Source organism: Pedomonas mirosovicensis, assembly GCF_022569295.1.
GTDB classification, from domain to species: domain Bacteria; phylum Pseudomonadota; class Alphaproteobacteria; order Sphingomonadales; family Sphingomonadaceae; genus Pedomonas; species Pedomonas mirosovicensis.
In genome coordinates this window covers 2,370,886-2,389,783 of record NZ_JAKFIA010000001.1, presented here as the reverse complement: position 1 = coordinate 2,389,783, position 18,898 = coordinate 2,370,886, and the positions used below count along the sequence as shown (strand labels likewise).

Genomic DNA, 18,898 nt, shown 5'->3' with positions numbered 1-18,898 from the left:
ACCTTTAACGGGAAGAGGCGCGGGTACCGGTGTAGCGGTTCTCGATCACCTCTACCTCGTTGAGGATTACGTCCGCCGTTTCGGCCTTACCGCTTTCGTCCTGTCCCATGCGGCTGCAGATGTTACCGCTTTCGATAAGGGCGGCGAGCGCTGCGCGAGCGCGCGCCACGCGGCTCTTCACGGTGCCGATGGCCACGCCGCAGATCTGGGCGACTTCCTCGTAGGACAGGCCGCCCGCGCCCACGAGAATGAGGGCCTCGCGTTGCTGCTCGGGGAGGATCTGCAGCGCCCGGTGGAGGTCGCCGAGTTCAAGGTTGCCGTCCTGGCTGGCGGAAATGACCAGCACGCGTGCGGCCCGCTCCTCGTCCCAATCGCTGGTGAAGCGCCTGCGGCGCATCTGGGAAATGTAGCTGTTGCGAAGGATCATGAAGGTCCAGGCCTTCATGGAGGTCCCCGGCTCAAAACGATCCCGCGACGCCCACGCTTTGGTCAGGGCGTCCTGCACCAGGTCATCCGCCGCGTCTCGCTGGCCTGTCAGGCTTCGCGCGAAGGCGCGGAGGTGGGGCAGGACCGAAATAAGCTCCGATTTAAAATCAAATTTAGGCGCCGGCTCGGAGCTGGATGCCATTTCATCACCTGCTACTATTGGCCCGAACCACTCTTCTCGGCCTCCTCGAGGCGGCCGAGCAAAGCAGTAAATTCTTCCGGAATGGGCTCGTTGAGGACATCGTCATAGACAGCCCGGAGGCTCTGCGTGACGCGATTCACCAGCCCTGAAGTGGAAGTATACTTCGAGGACCGTGACGCCCAATAAGCGCCCGTTCCTTCCAGCTTTTTCAGTTTTTGACCCCGCCCTTCCATACTGAGCACTTGCCGTCCAACCCGCCGTGATCCAATCACTGGTTTAACGTGCTTCTTGGCCTTTGGTTCCATGGTTGCCTACCTGTTTACCAGTATATTCTGCGCGACGCGGGTCAGGGTCAGACCCCGGAGGACCCGCGCGCCTGGAAGTTGATTTCCCAGAGCGAATCCGTCCTGCCCTTGCTCTGGTGATCGAGCTGCTTTCGCAGCACATTGACCAGCTTCTGGCTTACGTCTTCCACATCGTCATAGTCATGCGGGGATATTCCCTCAATTCCGATCAGCTTCATGGTGACGAGGCCGGAGATCCGGTCCATCGTCAGGCTGAGCACGGGGGTTACCGCCTCATCCGTGTGGATGTGATTGAGGGCGCGCACCCATTCGCACACCAGCAGCGCCAGCGGTACCGCCTGGTCGATGGGCAGCTCGCATGAGGCCGCTTTCATTTGCAGGCGCTTCACCAGCGGCGAGGCGTTATCCTGCCCGCGCAGCCGGTCCAGCAGGTCCGAGAGGCTGCTGGTAAAGTCGATCATGTCCGTTCGCAGCCCCTCGTAGAAGCGGCGGTGGACGATGGCGATGGCCAGCACCCTCTGGATCAGATTGTTGAGCTGGGAGACGTCTTCCTCGCGGTTGGCGGCGCGGGCCTCCAGGTTCAGCAGCCCGAGGATGATCTGCATGTTGTTGTTGACGCGGTGATGCAGCTCGCGCCGCAGCGCCCGTTCCCGCACCGCCGCATGCACCAGGTTCTGGTTGATCTCGGCGAATGAGCCGGCCATGCGGTTGAAGGAGACGGCGAGGGAGCGGATCTCCCGCGCCGCATGGGCCTGGGGCCGGGCGCGCACGGACAGGTTGCCGTTGGCGTAGGCAAGGAAGGTCTTCTCCAGGCTGGCGACCGGCCGCGTCACGAAGTGGTGGAACAGCCACCAGACCGCGCCCAGCATCAGCACCAGCATGAGAAGCGACCCGGCGATGCCGCTCAGCAGCACGAACAGGGCCATGTCCCGCACCGAGGCAATGGGGGCGGCGGCCACCAGCAGCATCTGGGAGTCGCCCAATTTCCGCACGATGTAGAGCCGCTCCTTGCCGTCTCGCGCCACCAGCGTCGAGGCAACGGCGTTGCCGGCCAGAGGCAGCAGGGCTTGCGAGGGCAGCCACTGCACGCTGTCCGGGTCGTCGCCCGCCAAGGTCAGATGATGGCCTTCGCGGTCGATGACCGCGAGGGACGTCTGGCTGGGCAGGGACAGATCATCCGCCGCATCTGTGAAGGCGCGGGCGTCGATGGCCGCGATGAGCTGCCCGCTGGTCTCGCCGTTTGCGCCGGTCATCCAGGGCACGGCCACAAGGCCGATCGGCCTGTGCTGGTTCGGCAGGGCCGGCATCAGGCTGACGAGGCTGGAGGACTGGCGAAAGGCGAAGCGCTCGGACGAGATCTCCACCGAGAGGTCGTTGCCATAACGGCACACCGTCTGTCCCAGCGGATCGATCGCCTGGAAGCCGATCAGGTAGGGCGCCATGGAGGGGCTGGCGCTGATGTCGGGCTGGCACGTGGCGGTCGAGGCGGTCGTGTCGATGTTCAGCTTGGCATCGCCGCCGATGCCCTGCAGCATGTGGCGGGTTTCTTCCAGCAACAATTTCTCGCGGGCCGAGATGACTTCGGCGGCGAGAAAGACCGTGTGCTCAAGCTGGTCGCGGTAGGTATCGTAAGCGCGATTGGCATTGAGCAGCGCAAGGAGGAAGAACGGTGCCAGCGACAGGGCCAGGAGGAAGGTGAGTTGCTCGCGAAAGCCGATCGATCGCAGGGGCGTCCGCAGGCGCAAGCGCCCAAGCCCCGGTCCGCGGCGGACCTGGCGAGCCTGCTTCTTGCGCGCGAGGTGAAGGGCGGTTGTCAACAGCTTGCCGCTCCTATGACTTGGTCCACCCATTTTATGGCACAGGAAGCCTTAAGAAAATCAGAATTACGGCCGATTTGCCGGGCGAGCCGCCGCCCGCGCGCGCGTGGCGGCATCGCTGCGTGCGTCACGCGCACGGCAAGGTGGTCGCGCCGGATTGGCGTGGCTGACCACCGGCATCTCGTCTTTGGCATATTGCCCCCTTCCCGGCCGCGGGCGGCTCCGCAAGCGGATTGCCCAGCTGGCAAGGACTGCCTGCATGATTACGTTGTTTATAAAAATGGTTTGTTGTTGGCCGCTGGCACCCCCACCGACCGCATTTTCGCAAAATTCCCCGCGCCGCGGTTTGTTCCCCCAAGTTTCGATGTGCGACGCCTGACCGCAGCCATGCCGATGGGGGGGTAGGGCGGGAACGGGGGCGGATGTGTCGCGTTAGCCGGTCAAGAGACGGCGCTTTTGCCCAAGACAAAAAAGCTGAAAAGGAGTCGCCCTGTGATCAGCAATGAACCGACCCACACTGCCACCGTGCAAACCCTTGATACTGGCATCGATCAGGCCATGATCGGCCGACTGGCGGATGCCCTTTGCCGCGCCGTGGCCGATACCTTCAGCCTGTACCTGAAGACCTTGGGAACGCACTGGAACATTGTCGGCCCGAACTTCTACGGCATCCACAAGCTGACCGAGCAACAGTACGAGGATTTGGACGAGGCCATTGATGCTCTGGCGGAGCGCATCCGCGGGCTGGGCTATCCGGTTCCGGCCGGGTTTGCCGAGTTCCGCCAATTCAGCATCATCGAAGTGGAAAGCACCATCAAGTCCTCCGAGGAGATGCTGCGGGCCCTCATTGCGGACAATGAGGCGCTGGCGAAGCGGTTCCGCGAATTCTCGAATGCCGCGCAGGACGCGCAGGACAAGTTCACCGAGGACATGCTCATCGGCCGCATCGGCGCGCACGAGAAGAATGCTTGGATGCTCAAATCCCTTCTGTCCTGAGACATTGCGGGCATGGGCCCAGACCTGGGGTATCCGTCGCGGGCCCCGGGTCTGAAGGCCAGGGCAGGAGGGCCGGAGGCAGTGGCATTGCCTCGTGGCGGGAGCGTTACTTCAGGCGCCCCTCGTCTTCATCATCCTCATCTTCGCCGTTTATGTCTTCCTCGTCGAAGCCATCCTTCTCCTCGACGAGGCTGAAATCATCTGCCTCGTCGTCCTCGTCGTCTTCCTCCTCATCCTTGTCTTTCTCCTTGGCGGAGGCGGGGTTGATGGCAGTTTCGGCAAGGTGGGTGAGCAATTCGTCGCTGGCATAAACCTTGTCGAGGTCGGTGGACAGAGTTTCGGCATCGGCGCTCAGGCCGAGCGCTTCGGCAAGGGCGCGCGCCGTGCCGTAGGCGGCGATGCAGTAATGGGACATGCGTTGGATCCGGGCGATAATCACTACATCGCGCGAGGCCTCGGTGAGCGGTTTTTCCAGAGCTTCGTCGCGCGCCTGGCGCACCAACCCCTGCATGGCCATGCTAAGGGTTGGTTCGTCCTGCTCGCCATGCTTGGCAAGAAGCTCGCGGATGCTGCGGCTGCGGGCCTCCAGACGGGTGATAACGCCCTTCAGCAGTTCGGACAGGCGGCGGTTGCCCGCGGCATCGGCCATCTCGATCACGAAGTCGCGCATCTGCTCGTTGGCGTTCCACATGTCCTTCAGTTCGTCGAGGTAGACATCCAGTAGGGTGTTATCATCCATGAGGGTTCATCCTTGGGCGGGCGTCGGGGCGGGGCGGCCCTGCCCCGACGCGCCCTGGCTGCCGTTACTTGCGCTCGCTCGATCCCCGGCTGGTCGAGGATGTCGACTTGTCGGAGGCCGACCCGCTGCGTGAGCCGCTGGCGCTCCGGCTGGTGCCGGATGCGGCGCTGTGCTCGGTGCCCGTGTCGGTGTCGTCGCCCAGGCCGCGCGAGCCGGTCGGGTCGGAGGACATGCCGCTCGCAGAAGCGCCGGAGGACTGGCTGCCCGTTGCGGAGCTGCCCGACGACAGGCCCGCCGTGCTGCTGCCGGTGGCGCTACCCATGCCGGACGAGCTGCCCAGCGTGCCTTGGTCGCTCCCGCTGCCGGTAGCGCCCAGGGAGGTGGAGGACGGCGAGCGGCTGCGGCGCCACTCGTCGAATTCGGAGCTGAAGCGCTTCTGGCGCTCCCGGCGCCATTCGTCATAGTCCTGGTCGAAGGCCTTCAGCTGGCTCTCGCGCCAGTGGTAGTAGTCTTCATCGACATGACCGCGCGGCGTCTGCTGGCCACCATAGGCGCCCTGCGATGTGCCGCCGCCCATGCTGGAGCTGCTGTAGCCGCTGTGGCCGCCGTAGCCTTGGCCGTAGCTCTGGGCTCCGTAACCGCCACCATAGCCTTGTCCGCCGTAGCCTTGGCCGTAGTCCTGGCTGCCATAAGCGCTGCTCTGGCCGCCATGGCCGCCGTAGCTTTGGGTGCCGTAATCACTGCCCTGGCCACCGTAGCCTTGCTGGCCGCCGTAGCCCTGACCGCCATAACCGTGGGCCTGGCCGCCCATACCATGGCTGCTCATATAGCCTGGGCTGTAGCCGCCATAGTTCTGGCTCTGCCAATTTTGGCCGGTGCCGAGCCCGCCGTAGCCATAGCCACCCTGGCCGGCCTGGCTGCCGCTATAGCCGCCCTGGCCGTAGCTGCCCTGGCCATAGCCGCCCATGCTGGCGCCGCCGCCACCGCCCATGCCTCCGCCGTAGCCGGGGCTGCCCGAACCGCCATAGCCGCTCGCGGCGCTGTAGCCGCCGCCGGTGCCGCTATAACCCATGCCGCCACCACCGTAGCCTTGGCCGCTGTAACCCTGACCACCGTAGCTCTGGCCGCCATAGCTGCTGCCACCGATGCCGCTGGCCTGGCTCAGGCCGCCATAACCCTGCTGGCTGCCGTAGCCGGTGCCGCCGTGGCTGCCCTGGCCGCTTTGTCCACCATAGCCGCCCTGGCCGCCGTAGCCCTGCTGGCCCTGTTGACTGCCATAACCTGCGCCATAGCCGCTGGCATAGCCCGAGCCACCGTAGGTGCTCTGGCTCAGGCTTCCGCCCTGATGGCTTTGGTTGCCATAGCTGCTCTGGCTGCTCTGGCTCCCTTGCGTTCCGCCGTAGCCGCTCTGGCCGCCGTAGCCTTGGCCACCATAGCCCTGGCTCCCGTACCCTCCGAACTGGCCGCCCTGGCCGAACTGGCTGCCCTGACCAAACTGGCCACCCTGGCTGAAGCTGCCGTAGCCGCTCTGGTAGCCGCGGCTGCCGTCATCAATGCCCTGGGTGGCATAGCTCTGGCCGATCGCCCCATGACCCTGGCTCTGGCCCAGCGCGCCGTAGCCCTGGCTCTGGCCGCCGTAGCCGCTCTGGCTACCATAGCCGCCAGTTCCGCCAATGCCGCCGTAGCCTGCGCTGCCGGTGTTCTGGCTGCCCTGGCCCATGCCGCCATAGCTCTGGCTGCCATAGCCGCCATAGCCTTGGCTGCCGTAAGACTGGCCATGGCCGCCATAGCCCGACTGCGATCCCTGGCCGTAGCTCTGGCTCGAGCTGCCCGGCGACTGTCCCTGGCCAAACTGGCTGGAGCTGCGCTCGCCCGAGGTGCCGCCGCCATAGATGCCGCCCGTGGACTGGCCATAGCCGCTCATGCCAGTCTGGCCGTAGCTGCCGGCAGCCTGGCCATAGCCGCCCATGCCGCCACCCAAGGTGCCGCCGCCGCCCATGCTGCGGCCGGAAGAATAGCCTTCGTCATGGCCGCTCTGACGGTATTGTTCGGATCCGCTTTGAGAGCCAAGATCCTGGCGCTCACGGTGGCTGTATCCGCCCTGCGAACCGGAGCTGTGTCCCAGGCCTGATGGGCTCTGGGTTTCCTGGCTGGAGCCGACCTCGCCCTGTCCGTAGGTGCCCTGGTGGCCGTGCGTCTGATTGGTTGAGGTGGATCCAGGGGTGCGTTGTTCTTCTGATTTTTGTCCGCCGAATTGGTCTCGCTGGCTCATGATCATCTCCTGATGACTTTGGGAAAGGGGGAAGCGCCAAACTCACGCGGCGGGCCAAAAGCCGCGTTTCAGCGCTTGCTGCCCGCCTTTGAAGAAAACGAACGGAGTCTCGCCGTCGCTCCACTCATTGAGCGCGAGGCGGCAAATTGCGTCCCGTCCGGCAAGGCGGACGCGCGCTGGAGACCAAACAAACCGGCCAGCCGGAGAGTTGCCGACTGGCCGGTCGAAATGCCGATCCTGAGTGCTGCGCCGCTTGTGACGGCAAGGCCTCAGGATGTTGTGCCGGCCGCGGTTGCTGCGGGCGGTTCGGCAAGAGGCTTGGCAATTGCTGTGGCCGCGACGGCCTTGGCGGCGACGCTGGCGGCCCGGTCCATGTATCCGGGTGAGACGCGCTGGCCATTGGCAACGGGTCGGACCTCGTTCTGCTGGGCGATCTGCTGCAACCGCAGCCGTGCCACCAGGGCTTCCAGCTTCTGAAGTTCCTCACGCAGCGTGTCCATGGTGAGGCATTGGCGCGCCAGTTCCGGGCTGGCGGCTTCAATGCACTGCCACGCCTGCCCGAAGCTGGGCGCGGCCCATGCCGCCCGCAATCGGGCCGGAGCGATTTTCAGTGTCTGGGCCCAGGCTGCCGGTAGCGCCGCCGGCCAGATGTCCCGCAGGGTGCGCCGCCATTCAGCGCGCTTGCAGGCAAGGGCCACCGGCTCGAGAAGCGGGTCGCAGGGCAGGCTGGGGTCATTCGCCCGCGCCTTGAGGGTGGCGGCCATGCCGCCGTCGGCGCGTCCGGCAAGACGGCTGGAGGTGTAGGCCACCACATCGCGCGGGAACTGCACCCTAGCGTCGATGCGCTCCAGCGCGGCAATGAACGCGCGGTCCTCCCCGCAGGGAATGGGCGGAACGCCGCCGCACTTCTGGTAGGCCTCGCGCGTTGCCGCCAGGCTCGCGCCGAGCGTAATCATGTGGTTCGGCCATGGGTTATGCGGCCGGGGGTCGAGCAGCGAATACAGCTCGGCGAGCAGGTTCTCGTAAGTGCACTCCAGGTCGGTCCGCTCCTTCAACTCCTGCGGCCATTCGTTCTTTTCGGCCGGGTTGTGCTGCACGAAGCCGCTGACGCCTTCTGCGCCGTTGGCCACATGCTTGCGGGTCATCGCCAGCCAGTCATCCGCCACCACCGCGTCGGCGTCGGTCGTAAGCACGATGCCATGGGGCTCGGTCAGCCGCGCGGCCGCATCCATGGCCAGCTTGCGGGCCATGCCGGCGTGGGCAAGATTTTTGGGCAGGGGAATGTCGCACACATAAACGTCATGCTTGAGGTCCTGCGCCAGCGAGCGCACGACCGTCAGCGTGCTGTCGGTGCAGTTGTTGAGCAGCAAGACAATCGCAAAATCATCCATCGGATCGATCTGATGATCGAGCAGTCTCAAGCTGCGGGCGATGTAATGTTCTTCGTTATGAACAGGAACGCCAATGACCGCGGAATATTTGGGATAACCCGCCCATTCCGGTGTTTGCGTCAGTTCAAGGAGGGGCATTGACGACTCATCCTTTTACAACGGCGGAGGCAGAGAAAACTGCCGATCCTTCGTGATCCAAACGCGAGATTTTATCCAAGGTTCCGTTGCCATAACGGTACGTCACGAACCTAAGCTGACTATATTATTCACGGAACCAAGAGTCCTGCTGCCGCGCTTTTCAAGGTTGAGGAAAATCACCGCGCGACAAAGGCGGAACGACAGTTTTTTCGTGCGGAATTTTTCGGGAAAAGTGCTGTTCCGCTTCAAGCCGCGCCCGTGGTCGGGCCGCGTTGCAACACGCCGGGAGGGAGCACAGATGCGCGCACTCTGGCAGGGATATTTGAAGCTCTCCCTGGTGTCCTGCGCTGTGGCATTGCACAGCCTGGTCAGGCAATCAGAACGCATTTCCTTCAACACGTTGAACCGCAAGACCGGCAACCGGGTGCGCCGCTTGTATATCGACGCTGAGACGCGCGAGCCCGTCGAGCCTGAGGATCAGGTAAAGGGCTACGAGGTTGCCGAGGGCGATTACGTGGTGATCGAGGACGAGGAGCTGGACTCCATCGCGCTTGAGGCGACGCGCGTGATCGATATCCACAGCTTCTGCCGCCCGGAGGAAGTAGATCCGCTTTATTTCGACATGGCCTATGCCCTGGTGCCCGAGCCCGGCGCGGGGGAGGAGGCCTTCGCGCTGATCCGCGATGCCATGGATGTGAGCGGCATGGCCGGGCTCGGCAGCATTGTCTTGCAGCGGCGCGAGCGTCCCGTGCTGCTGCAACCGCGCGCCGGCATTCTGGTGATGACCGCGCTGCGCTTTAATTATGAGGTGCGGGACCTGAATGAGATCGCCAGCACGGTCGAGCAGGTTTCGGCCGAACCCGAGATGGTGGCATTGGCAAGCCATATCATTCAAACCCGCGCTGCGCCGTTCGCGCCTGAAACCTTCGCTGATCGTTATGAAGAGGCGCTGATTAACCTCATCAAGGCCAAGGAGGCGGGGCGCCAGTTGCCCCAGCCGCCGGTCAGCTTGCCCGCCAATGTGGTCGATCTCTACGAGGCCCTGCGCCAGAGCCTTGCGACGATGGGCGGGGGCGGATCACCCCGCGGGGGTGGCTCCCCGCGTGGCTCGGGCGTTCCCGGCGCTCGCGGCGTCTCCAGCGGTGCGGGCCGAAGGGCCAGCGTCGCACAAAGTCCTCCCCGGCAGCGTGCCTCCGGCCGCAAGTAGCCGTGTCCGGCTCTGTTTTTTCATCTGCCCTGCTCTTGCTGTGAGATTTTCATGCCCGATGCCTCCCGCCATTCCCTCACCAGTCCGGAGCGTGTGCTGTGGCCGGACACGGGGCTGACCAAACAGGGCTTGCTCGAATACTATGTCGCCGTGTGGCGCTGGATGGAGCCCCATGTCGTCGGGCGCCCGCTGGCGCTGTTGCGCTGCCCGGATGGCGTCGGCGAAAGCTGCTTTTTCCAGAAACATGCGGCGCAAAGTCTGCCGGAGGGAATTCGCACTGTCACGCTTGACGAGGCCAATGACCTGGCACCTGTGATTGACGATTTCACTGGCTTGGCCGGGCTTGTGCAATTGAGCGTTCTTGAAATCCACCCCTGGTCGGCAAAGGCCGATGACATCGAGCATGCGGATCATCTGATTTTTGATCTCGATCCCGACCCATCTATTGACTGGGATGAAGTGACCGCAGCGGCGCTGCTGCTTCGCAAGAAATTGGAGGATCTGGGACTGGCCGCCTTTGCCAAGACATCAGGCGGCAAGGGGTTGCATGTCATTGCGCCGCTCGATGCCACGGCGGAGTGGGAACAGGTGCGGGACTTCGCGCGGGATTTCTCCAAGCGCCTGGCCGAGGACGAGCCGGAGCGGCTGACCGCCCAGTCGGCCAAGGACCGCCGTCAGGGTCGGATTTTTATTGATTATCTGCGAAATGGCCGGGGCACCACATCCGTTGCGGCCTATTGCCCGCGCGCGCGGCCGGGCGCGGCCGTGGCGGCACCGGTTACATGGGCCGAGGTGGAGGCGGGCGTGCGGGCGGATGCCTTTACCGTGGAAAACATGCCCGAACGGCTCGCATCGCTCGCGCGCGATCCGTGGGACGGCTTTGATGCCGCGCGCCGCCCCTTGCCCAAGCTGCCGTGAACCCTGCCATTATTTCGAGGGAATGATGGAGATTTCGCCGTTGGTTTCCAGAATGGCGAAGCGGATCTGATCCAGCCGTTCCAGGCCATGTTTTAGGCGGGCCGATTCCATGATGTCTGCCAGATCCACCCGCGCCCGTCGCATCGCCTCCGTGCGGCACTGGCCTTCCTCGATCAAAATGGTGGGCACGCCCTGAATGTAGGCATCGATCTGCCGGAACTGGAGACGCAGGAGCGACAGGCCGACATCGAGCGTGACCAGCGTCACGAAGACAATCAGCGCATTGGTGAAGGAGTAGTCGTCCCGGATCAGCGCCTGCTGGACGGACTCGCTGATGATGAGCAGCACGACTACGTCGAAGTTGGTGATATTGCCGAGGCTGCGCCGGCCGGCGATACGAAACACGATCAGTAAGGCGATGTAGACGCCAATGGTGTTGAGCACCGCGGTCATGGCCGATACCTCATGGCAGGACCAGGGGAGAGCGGGGAGGCAGGGGGTGCCCGTTGATCTGGGGAGCGAAGTCAAGCCATCCGATGTGGCGCGGACGAATGGTCAGTCTGATCCGTGTCCGCGCCTCGGGGGCTGCGAATATGAAGGTCTGTCCATCCTTGCTGGCATAGGCGGCCAGGGGTTCCGGCTGGATGCTGGCAATCTTGACGGCATCAAGATAGCTGGCGGGCAGGGTCAGGCTGGCCCTGCCGCTGGCGGGCGCCGGCGTGTCGAAGGTGATGACCGTATCGGCCTCGCGGCGGAGAATGAACTCATACTGCGCTTCGATGGGGCCCAGGCGGGTGCTTGTCTTGGCCAGGGGGCCGTTTCCGAACAGGCCCGCAAGGCCAGCCAAGGTAATCAGCACCAGAACCCACCAGCCAACCCGCTGCGCCCGCCACGTCGCCTGCTGAATATGTTTGTAGCGATGCAGCTCTTGGATGTCGCGAGGAGCGTCAAGGATGGGATCGGTTGTCATCACTAGAGCGAAACGCCGCGGAAACGTGGCTGTTCCGCCTTTGGCTTTGAAGGGGAAGGGCGATGCCCTGCCCGAAAATGAAAGTGCCCCGCCTCATGAGAGCCGGAGCACTTTGAAAGGTCGGGAACGCAGGGCCGCTTATTGCGGACCGGTCGGCTGCGTGGTGGTGTCGGACGGCGGCGTGGTCGTTGTACCAGTATCGGGCTGAGCCCGCTCGACGTCGGCCTGCTCCTCCAGGGTATCGGCCTGCTGCTCCGCCTGCTGGCGAACCTGATCGGCTTGGTTCTCCAACGTCTCAGCCTGCGTTTCCGACTGATCCGTGGTCGTGGTCTGGTCCGTTGTCGTTCCGGTGTCAGTACCAGCCTGCTGGTTTGCACCTTGGTCGCAAGCGGCAACAAGCATCAGCGCAACAATCGAACCCAGAGGGAGAAGAGTCTTTCCCATAACAGCCTCCAGAAGGTTAACCGCAGCTAAAACATTCTCTGGGAGAAAAAGTTCCCCCGAAATGGGAGTTTGGCACGTTAATGTCTTGATAAAAAATATAATTATATCAGATATTTATGTTGTTCAGTTGGCGTTCATGCTGGCCCTGGGGGCGGTTTTGCGGGGCAAAGCACAAATAATCCAACAATCGCCTCGCCTTAGGGGAAAGGCGTTGGTTACGGCCATGGGCCGCGCCCGCTCAAAGTTTTTCCTCAAAAAATCTCAGGAAGAACTGCGTTTTCCGCCGCCATCCTGTTTGTTGACGGTTGCCCAGGCTCTCCTTTCCGCCTCCTCCTCTGATACGCCACGCTTCTCGTAGCTTTCCTCGATGTGTTCAGCCTTGCGTTTCTGCTTGTCGGTGTAATCCGACTTGTCCCCGCGGGGCATGGCCGGCCTCCTCGCAGTCAATGGTTGGGTCGTAACTACCAAAAAACACCGCAGACCGCCTGCGCTCATGCAATCAGTCTGCCGCTGTCCAGATCCAGCTCAAGGGATAACGATGGGGAGCCGCTGAATGTTCATCAAAAATGAAAGCCGCTGCCTTCTGGGTCCGGCAGATGAAGGCAGCGGCTTCGTGACTAGCAAAAAATCATATCACTGATTTAGATTTTGGATCTGCTTCAGGTGGCCCTGGAGAACCGGCAAGGTTTCCCGGGCAAAGGCGCGCAACTTCTCGTCGGTGCCCGTCTCGGCGTAGCTCTGGTAGAGCTGGACGGCCATTTGGTGGGCCTCCAGCTGTGCGCTGGCATAAAGCCGGTCGAACTCCGCGCCGGTGGCATTTTGCAGGGATTCCATGCTGCGCTGCTGGCGCGGCTCCATGGTCACCGGAGCTTCAGCTTGCCCACGGTCGGCGGCCAAGCCTGCCAGCCGCTTGTCGGCGCGGCTGTGATCGTCAATCATCAGGCGCGCGAAGGTCTTGAGCGCCGGCTGGGTCGCCTTGTCCGCGGCCAGGCGGCTGCTCTCGATCTCGAAGGCGTTGCCGGCGCGCGCCCTCTCGATGAAGGTCGCGGCCGACATCGGCGCCTGGTTGTCCTCCAGTGGGGCCGGAGTGGCCCCGGATGCCGGCGGCTGGGGAGTGGTCGGGGTGGCTATCGTGCCGGGCGCCTGCCCTCCTGACTGCGCCAGCGCGATCTGCTGGTTGTCCTGCTCGGCAGCCGCCTGCCATGACGGCAAGAAACAAGCGGCAACAATTGCAATGCTCGTGATCCGTTTCATCATGTTGGCCCTGTGTTCTGTTGAAATCGAATGGGCCGCAGCCGGCTGCCGATTTCAGGTTCTCAGCTGTTAACGCGTACGGATTTCGACGCGCCGGTTCTGCGGTTCGCGAACACCATCCGCCGTTTCAACGAGCGGCCGGGATTCGCCAAACGCTTGAACGGTGATGCTGCCCGCAGGGATGCCCTGACGCTGCAGGTAAGAGCGGACGGCATCGGCGCGACGGCGTGACAGACCTTCATTGTACTGGTCAGTACCCGAGCGGTCTGCGTGGCCTTCCACCTGGATGGAGGGGTTGCCGCCCTGGCGGAACTTCTCCACGGCCTGCTGGAGCACGCTCGTGGCCTCAGGCGTCAGGCGCGCCGAGTCAAACTCGAAGAATACCATCAGCGGCGCTTCGGAGACCGGAGCGGGCGGCGGAGGCGGCGGGGGCGGCGGAGGCGGCGGCGGAGCCGGTTCCGGAGCGGGCGGCGGCGGTGGCGGCGGAGCCGGCTCGGGCGCGGGCTCCTGAGCGCCGCCCAGCTTGAAGCGGGCGCCGACCAGGAACATGTGGGTCTTGTACTTGCCCTTCACGTCCCCATTTTCGGGGATGAAATCGAGCTTGGTCGTCTGGAGATAATGGTAGTCGGCGGTCAGGTCGATCCGCTCGTTCAGCGGCATGCTGACGGAGCCGATGGCCTGCCACATGAATTCCTTGTCGGCCTTGTCCAGAAGGGCGGGAGCGCCGTCGGTGGCGGCGATGTTCTTCATCGACACCATGCCATAGCCTGCGCCGCCGCCGGCCGAGAAGGCGAAGCCCTTCCATTCGACGATGTCGAACAGCACGTTGAACATGGCCGTGTAGAGCTTGGTCTTGCCATCCGGATCATCGTAGACGCCCGGCGGGGAGGCGCGGCCCGGCTCGGCGATCCAGACTGAATCCACCTTGGATTGCTGGTAGCCAAGCTCCGCTTCCAGGCGGATCCGCCCCATGTCATAGCCAACGTTGCCCAACACGGCCCAGCCCAGCTTCGGGTCGACCCGGAAGGCGAAATCGCCATTATCATTCCGGTCGAAATCGGTATCGAGCGGGCGGGTCAGGCCACCTTTGATGCCATAGTACCATGTGGGACTTTGATCTCCTTCCTGCGCGAGCGCAGGTATGGAGAAGCCGCTTAGGGCCACGATACTGGTCGTCGCGAGAACAAATTTCCGCATCTTGGTTTCCTCAAGACATGTGGAATGGGGAAGACACGCCTGTGCAACAAAAGCGGTCAGTGCGTGGGTTTCAACGATCCATATTTTGGAATGTTCCGGGGAGCGGCCGGCCCTGATTGTCTCTCCTTTTTCAAAAAATCATGAAATAAATTAATGCTATAGCGTTGCCGCATTTCATAAATGCCGCGCCTGGGGGCGGGGCGGCGCCCCGAGCCGGGGCCAATAAAACCGGACTGAGACTTTTTTCGACAACGGGTGTGGCATGTTTGCAGCAATGGCCGGACGGCCCGTTGCGGGCATTTCACCGCTCATGCGAAAACCGCAAAATAGGCGATGGCAAATCCGATGATGACGAGGCCGATGCCAGTGAACAGGACATAGCGTTGCACGCCAAGCATGCGCCCCTGGCTCGCCTGGGTTGAGGGAATGCCAGGTTCCGCGTCCTTGTGCGGATTACCGGTTCGTTTCTGCTCGTCATACTCCGGCGCTCGGGTCATAGACGCATTCCTTGCAACTGAGCGGATTGAACGGGCGATCGGCCCTGCCACGGACACCGCAGCGGCGCGGATCAGGGCGGATGAACGCAAGGCGGCCAGCGGCTGCGCTGCCAGGGAAGGAACGCTGCGCGAATAATGGGAGTTCCGTCTTCTGGCAGCTTAGCCATTTTCCCAGCACGGGCGCGCAGGGAACGGCCGGCGCATGAGATGCGCGCAGGGCCTAACGCGGCAAGGGCGGGTAGGTTTGCCTGGCCGTCCGGGAAAGGGGACAGGGCGTCCCCCGGAATTTTAGAAAAAGCGAAAAACCGATTTCCACACCATGCGGCGCACGGCGGGGCTTTTGGCGAAGACAATGCCGGCAACGACGGCAACGCCCAGGGCTGGCACGGGGAAGCGGCGGATGAAGTTGCTGGCGGTACTCATGGCGTTGACGCCGCCAAGGAGTCCTCCGTGGGATTCACCGGTGTCGGTTTTCTGTTCGGCGATCTGTCGTTCGATCAGTTTGGCTCGTATGAATTGAATGAGGGCCAGCATGCCAATGATCGAGAGGACGATCAGCAGAGCGGCTGTGATCCATGTGGCGGCCACGACCCCCGTTTCCGCGGCAATTGTGCGGTATAGGGCCGAGAAGACCAGCCCTATACCCACAAGTCCGATGACGACGGCGATGATGAGACCGGCAATGGCGATGCTGAGGGAAGTCCAATTGCGCTTGGTCATCTGCGTCATCGCAGCATCATGAACGGCGCATCAGCATGCCGATGAGGAAGCCCACGCCCGCCGCAATGGCGATGCTGGAAATGGGGCGTTCCTCAACCTGATGGCTGACCCTCTCCAGCCCCTCGCGGCTGTAGGTGCGCGTGGTGTCCATCATGCGGCGGGCGGCGTCGCCCAGCGTCTCGGCGGCAGCAGTCATGCTGCGGCGCACTTCCGCGCCGGTTGCGCCGGCCAGGTTGGCCGCATCTTCCCGAAGGCGGGAGGCGTGGGTGGCCATGTCGCCACCGTCCTGAAGGGTATCCCGAGTTGCCATGGACAGCTCCTGCACTGAAGTGAGTGGTTAAGTTCTGTCGTTGCTACAACGCGACGGAAGAACGACCGGTTCCCGCCGCGTTTGCCGCTGCGGAACTGGGGTTCGGGGCGCTCGTTTGTGTGGCGTTCCCCGCCGTGCGTCCTGTGTGTTCCAGCGTGCCTTTTCTTTTCCACACCCGGGCCAGGGAGAACCGTTATGCGACATCTTCTGCTTGTTGCGTCGGCGGTGTGCGTGCTTTCAGAACCAGTCATGGCGCAGGGCGCTCAGGACACCACATCCCGGCGGCAGGACGAGGCCCCCCTCACCGCGCAGGATCCGCCAGTTCCCGAGACTCCGGGGCCAAACGGCACGCGAGACTATCAAACGCCGGCAGGAACCAGTCCGGTGACGCCCGGAACCCCGCCCGGCGTGCCGACGCCGGAACCGGGTACGCCGAAGGTGCCGCCCGGCGCGCCTGAGACGCCTTCGCGGTCGCCGGCCACGATCGAGCCATCGGCTGGTATCCCGCAGGGCTACCAGCCGATGGAAGAGTTCCTGAAGCAGGATGGCGTCAAGCGCAGCCAGCTGGTCGGGCGGCCCGTTGCCACCCTTGATGGGCAGCAGGTGGGGTCCATTTCGGAATTCGTCTCTCGGGACAGCCGCCAGTATGCTCACCTGACGCTGGACCGCGCACAAGACAGCCCCCAGCAGGATGTCGTGATCTCGCTCGACAAGCTGCAGGTCAGCCAGGGCAGCCAGACCATTATCATTGAGGCGCAGAGCCGCAGCGATTTGGAGAAACTGCCCAAATACGATCCCGATAACTTCCAGACCGTGCGCTAGGCTGGCAAAAAGCGGATTCGTTGGGGAAAACGTCGCCCGAGCAGGCGGGTGGGGACGGGCAGGGTGCCGCTATGCGGAACGACAGCCTGCCTGCCTCCCGGCGACAGCTGGCGGGCACGACGCGCAGGAAAGCTGCAGAAAAAAGATCCCGGCCGCGACTAAATGGGGCGGGTCGTGCTCGCGGCCGGGAAGGGGGGTCTGCAAGGGCTCAAAGGCAGGATGTCGTCCTTGCAAACATCAGAACGCCCTTTGGGTCATAGGGTTCCCAGCAAAATCATCTTTTTGGTGAGATAATCTGAAGGCGGCCAACGGCTGCGGTTCGCCGTTGGTTTCAGGCGGGCAGGGCCGCGCCCGGAAGCTGGAAAATGTAGACATTGGCGAGCTTGATATCCTCCGCCGCCAGCTTGCGGAGGATGGCGGTGTTGATGGCGTGCCGCACGTCCATGTAGAGGTTGTAGTCGTCCGTGGTGATGAAATAGATCATTTCATATTCGAAGCCATAAAGGCTCATGTTGAGCAAGTGGCAGCGGTCGAGGCGGCAGTTGGGGGTGGTGCGGATGATCTCCCGCACATCCTCGGTCAGCTGCTCCAGGCGCTGGAAATCCGTATCCGGTGCAACGGTGAACCGCTGTTCGATCCGCCGCTCGAACGGCCCCTTGTAATTGTGGATAAGCTCGGAGAGCAGCTTGCTGTTGGGCACGATCAGCAGCTCGCCGCTCAGCGCCTTAATGCGAACGTTCTTGAGGCCGATGTCCTCCACCGTGCCGATGGTGTCGCCCGAGACAATGAAATCGCCGCGCTTGAACGGCTTGTCGAAGATGATCGTGAGGGCGGCGAACAGGTCCGAGACGATGCCCTGGGCGGCAAGGCCCACCGCCAGGCCGCCGATGCCGAGGCCCGCCAGCAATGTGGTCACCTCGACGCCCAGGTTGTCGAGGATGAAAATGAAGGCGGCGAACCAGATGACCAGCGAGATGAGAAAGCGCAGGATCGACAGGGCCGAGGCCAGGGTGTCGACGCCGTCGTCGTGTTGATAGGCCTTGCGGGTCAGCACCGCGAGGATGAAGTAGCGCAGCCAGATCGCCACTTGAAGAACAAAGGCGATGGTGAAGAAGACATCGATGGTGCGCGCCAGGAACGGCGGCGTTCTCAGCACTTCGATCGCGGCTCTGAGGCCGAGCGCGGCCAGAAACCACCAACGGGTCATCTGCACAAGCCGTCCGATGATCGCGTGCCAGCTGTGAATGTCGCCGTTGCTCTGGGCTTTGATGCGCCTGCCGATCGCGCACAGGAAGGAGTAGAGCAGGATCGTCAGCAGCGTGATAATGGCGAGGGTGATGAGCAGTTCAATGGGCTGGCTGGTGAACCACCAGACGGCCTGATCCCGCAGCAGCCTTTCGGCGTCTTCGAAAAACTCGGTCTTGAACATTCAGCGTTCCCGCAAAGCAACGGCCGCCACGCACCGGCAATGACGACAAGGGCGAAAATCAGGATATGGCCAGGCAGTTCCTCTCTGGCTTCGATCCAAGGTGTAACGGTTGCCGGCGCTGTTGTGTTCCGGCCCGGTTTGCTCCGGCCGGCTGCTGCGCGGGAAGGCGGGACGATAAAAGGCAGGGCCGCTCCGTAAGGATCGGCCCTGTCTGTTGATGCGCGCAGCCGGCGCGAACCGGCCAACGCCTGATGGTATTAAGGGGCGGCATTTTCCCTGAATCGTCTCCGCCAAGGAGCGTCGGGAGATGCCGAAGCGCGTCAGTTATCCTCTTGGAAAAGAGGCTCAGCGCTGCTTTTCGCGGCCACTTTTCTGGCTCTGCTGGCCACCGCCGTGGCTGGCTTCGCCGCCCTTGCGGCCCGCTTCGGCTGCGCGCTGCCGGTCATGGGCGAAATTGCCGCCGCTGGCCTGGCCGCCCTTCCGGCCGGCCTCGGAAGCCCGTTCCGGATCATTGGCGAAGTTGCCGCCGCTGGCCTGGCCACCCTTGCGGCCGGCTTCGGCTGCGAGCTGCGGATCTTGCGAGAAGCTGCGCTTCTCAGGAGGCACGCTTTGACCGCCCTTGCTGGCGATCTCGCGCTGCTTGTTTTCGTCCATGGACGCAAAGCCGCGATTGGACGTGCCACGGTCTTTGTTCTCGGCCATCATCGTTCTCCCTACTGGATCGGCACGTTCCGCGCCGATGCTCTAACAACGAGGACGAACCTCGACCAGTTCCCGATTTTCCCGCTTCAACGGTTGAGCGCCGCTAACCGGAACGCCAGCGAATCCGCGCCCTCCAGCCGAA

At 63.3% G+C, this 18,898-nt stretch carries 20 protein-coding genes and 1 pseudogene; 4 read left to right on the top strand and 17 right to left on the bottom strand.

The window, feature by feature from the left end:
- Window positions 1–4: 4 nt before the first annotated feature.
- The 3 genes from L0C21_RS11395 to L0C21_RS11390 form a co-directional block, all read right to left on the bottom strand.
- A complete protein-coding gene (locus L0C21_RS11395) occupies window positions 5–628 on the bottom strand; it encodes a sigma-70 family RNA polymerase sigma factor (RefSeq protein WP_259278464.1) in 624 nt (207 codons plus the stop codon).
- Between the two features lie 14 nt (window positions 629–642).
- Window positions 643–861 carry a NepR family anti-sigma factor gene (locus tag L0C21_RS16895; RefSeq protein ID WP_374940259.1) on the bottom strand — a complete coding sequence of 73 codons (219 nt, stop codon included), beginning with the start codon at window positions 859–861 and terminating at the stop codon, window positions 643–645.
- Between the two features lie 119 nt (window positions 862–980).
- A complete protein-coding gene (locus L0C21_RS11390; RefSeq protein ID WP_259278463.1) occupies window positions 981–2,750 on the bottom strand; it encodes a sensor histidine kinase in 1,770 nt (589 codons plus the stop codon).
- Window positions 2,751–3,242: 492 nt separating this feature from the next.
- Between L0C21_RS11390 and L0C21_RS11385 the strand changes: the two genes are divergently transcribed.
- Window positions 3,243–3,746, top strand: coding sequence for a Dps family protein (locus L0C21_RS11385; RefSeq protein ID WP_259278462.1), 504 nt, complete (start codon window positions 3,243–3,245; stop codon window positions 3,744–3,746).
- 106 nt (window positions 3,747–3,852) lie between these two features.
- On the opposite strand, the gene L0C21_RS11380 is transcribed toward L0C21_RS11385, so the two are convergent.
- From L0C21_RS11380 to L0C21_RS11370, 3 genes are all read right to left on the bottom strand, one after another.
- On the bottom strand, window positions 3,853–4,485 hold the full coding sequence (locus tag L0C21_RS11380) for a YciE/YciF ferroxidase family protein (protein ID WP_259278461.1): 633 nt from the start codon (window positions 4,483–4,485) through the stop codon (window positions 3,853–3,855).
- Window positions 4,486–4,549: 64 nt separating this feature from the next.
- The gene (locus tag L0C21_RS11375; RefSeq protein WP_259278889.1) at window positions 4,550–6,757 is read right to left on the bottom strand and encodes a hypothetical protein; all 2,208 of its coding nucleotides are present in this window, start codon (window positions 6,755–6,757) and stop codon (window positions 4,550–4,552) included.
- Window positions 6,758–7,026: 269 nt separating this feature from the next.
- Window positions 7,027–8,286: a glycosyltransferase family 2 protein gene (locus L0C21_RS11370; protein WP_259278460.1), complete on the bottom strand. Its 1,260-nt coding sequence runs from the start codon at window positions 8,284–8,286 to the stop codon at window positions 7,027–7,029.
- Between the two features lie 298 nt (window positions 8,287–8,584).
- Here L0C21_RS11370 and ku point away from each other — a divergent pair, with 298 nt between their 5' ends.
- Entirely contained in the window at window positions 8,585–9,493 is a 909-nt protein-coding gene (gene ku / locus L0C21_RS11365) for a non-homologous end joining protein Ku (RefSeq protein WP_259278459.1), read from the top strand.
- A gap of 51 nt (window positions 9,494–9,544) precedes the next feature.
- On the top strand, window positions 9,545–10,411 hold the full coding sequence (gene ligD / locus L0C21_RS11360) for a non-homologous end-joining DNA ligase (RefSeq protein WP_259278458.1): 867 nt from the start codon (window positions 9,545–9,547) through the stop codon (window positions 10,409–10,411).
- Between the two features lie 9 nt (window positions 10,412–10,420).
- On the opposite strand, the gene L0C21_RS11355 is transcribed toward ligD, so the two are convergent.
- The 9 genes and pseudogenes from L0C21_RS11355 to L0C21_RS11315 form a co-directional block, all read right to left on the bottom strand.
- Entirely contained in the window at window positions 10,421–10,864 is a 444-nt protein-coding gene (locus tag L0C21_RS11355; protein ID WP_259278457.1) for a DUF421 domain-containing protein, read from the bottom strand.
- A 10-nt stretch (window positions 10,865–10,874) separates the two neighbouring features.
- Window positions 10,875–11,381, bottom strand: a complete 507-nt coding sequence (locus tag L0C21_RS11350; RefSeq protein WP_259278456.1) for a hypothetical protein — start codon at window positions 11,379–11,381, stop codon at window positions 10,875–10,877.
- Window positions 11,382–11,519: 138 nt separating this feature from the next.
- The gene (locus L0C21_RS11345) at window positions 11,520–11,825 is read right to left on the bottom strand and encodes a hypothetical protein (protein ID WP_259278455.1); all 306 of its coding nucleotides are present in this window, start codon (window positions 11,823–11,825) and stop codon (window positions 11,520–11,522) included.
- A 264-nt stretch (window positions 11,826–12,089) separates the two neighbouring features.
- Window positions 12,090–12,251: pseudogene (locus tag L0C21_RS11340) on the bottom strand (plasmid stabilization protein); the annotation flags it as partial.
- A gap of 207 nt (window positions 12,252–12,458) precedes the next feature.
- The gene (locus L0C21_RS11335; protein ID WP_259278454.1) at window positions 12,459–13,082 is read right to left on the bottom strand and encodes a DUF4142 domain-containing protein; all 624 of its coding nucleotides are present in this window, start codon (window positions 13,080–13,082) and stop codon (window positions 12,459–12,461) included.
- A gap of 66 nt (window positions 13,083–13,148) precedes the next feature.
- The gene (locus L0C21_RS11330) at window positions 13,149–14,276 is read right to left on the bottom strand and encodes an OmpA family protein (protein WP_259278453.1); all 1,128 of its coding nucleotides are present in this window, start codon (window positions 14,274–14,276) and stop codon (window positions 13,149–13,151) included.
- Between the two features lie 308 nt (window positions 14,277–14,584).
- A complete protein-coding gene (locus tag L0C21_RS11325) occupies window positions 14,585–14,773 on the bottom strand; it encodes a hypothetical protein (protein WP_259278452.1) in 189 nt (62 codons plus the stop codon).
- Between the two features lie 288 nt (window positions 14,774–15,061).
- Window positions 15,062–15,502, bottom strand: a complete 441-nt coding sequence (locus tag L0C21_RS11320) for a hypothetical protein (RefSeq protein ID WP_259278451.1) — start codon at window positions 15,500–15,502, stop codon at window positions 15,062–15,064.
- A 7-nt stretch (window positions 15,503–15,509) separates the two neighbouring features.
- Window positions 15,510–15,803 carry an ElaB/YgaM/YqjD family protein gene (locus L0C21_RS11315; protein ID WP_259278450.1) on the bottom strand — a complete coding sequence of 98 codons (294 nt, stop codon included), beginning with the start codon at window positions 15,801–15,803 and terminating at the stop codon, window positions 15,510–15,512.
- 195 nt (window positions 15,804–15,998) lie between these two features.
- Here L0C21_RS11315 and L0C21_RS16730 point away from each other — a divergent pair, with 195 nt between their 5' ends.
- Window positions 15,999–16,625, top strand: a complete 627-nt coding sequence (locus tag L0C21_RS16730) for a PRC-barrel domain-containing protein (RefSeq protein WP_310593371.1) — start codon at window positions 15,999–16,001, stop codon at window positions 16,623–16,625.
- Between the two features lie 331 nt (window positions 16,626–16,956).
- On the opposite strand, the gene L0C21_RS11305 is transcribed toward L0C21_RS16730, so the two are convergent.
- Window positions 16,957–18,054 (bottom strand): mechanosensitive ion channel family protein, encoded by a 1,098-nt coding sequence (locus L0C21_RS11305; RefSeq protein WP_259278448.1) that lies wholly within the window; start codon window positions 18,052–18,054, stop codon window positions 16,957–16,959.
- Window positions 18,055–18,399: 345 nt separating this feature from the next.
- On the bottom strand, window positions 18,400–18,756 hold the full coding sequence (locus L0C21_RS16890; protein ID WP_374940235.1) for a con-10 family general stress protein: 357 nt from the start codon (window positions 18,754–18,756) through the stop codon (window positions 18,400–18,402).
- Window positions 18,757–18,898: the final 142 nt, after the last annotated feature.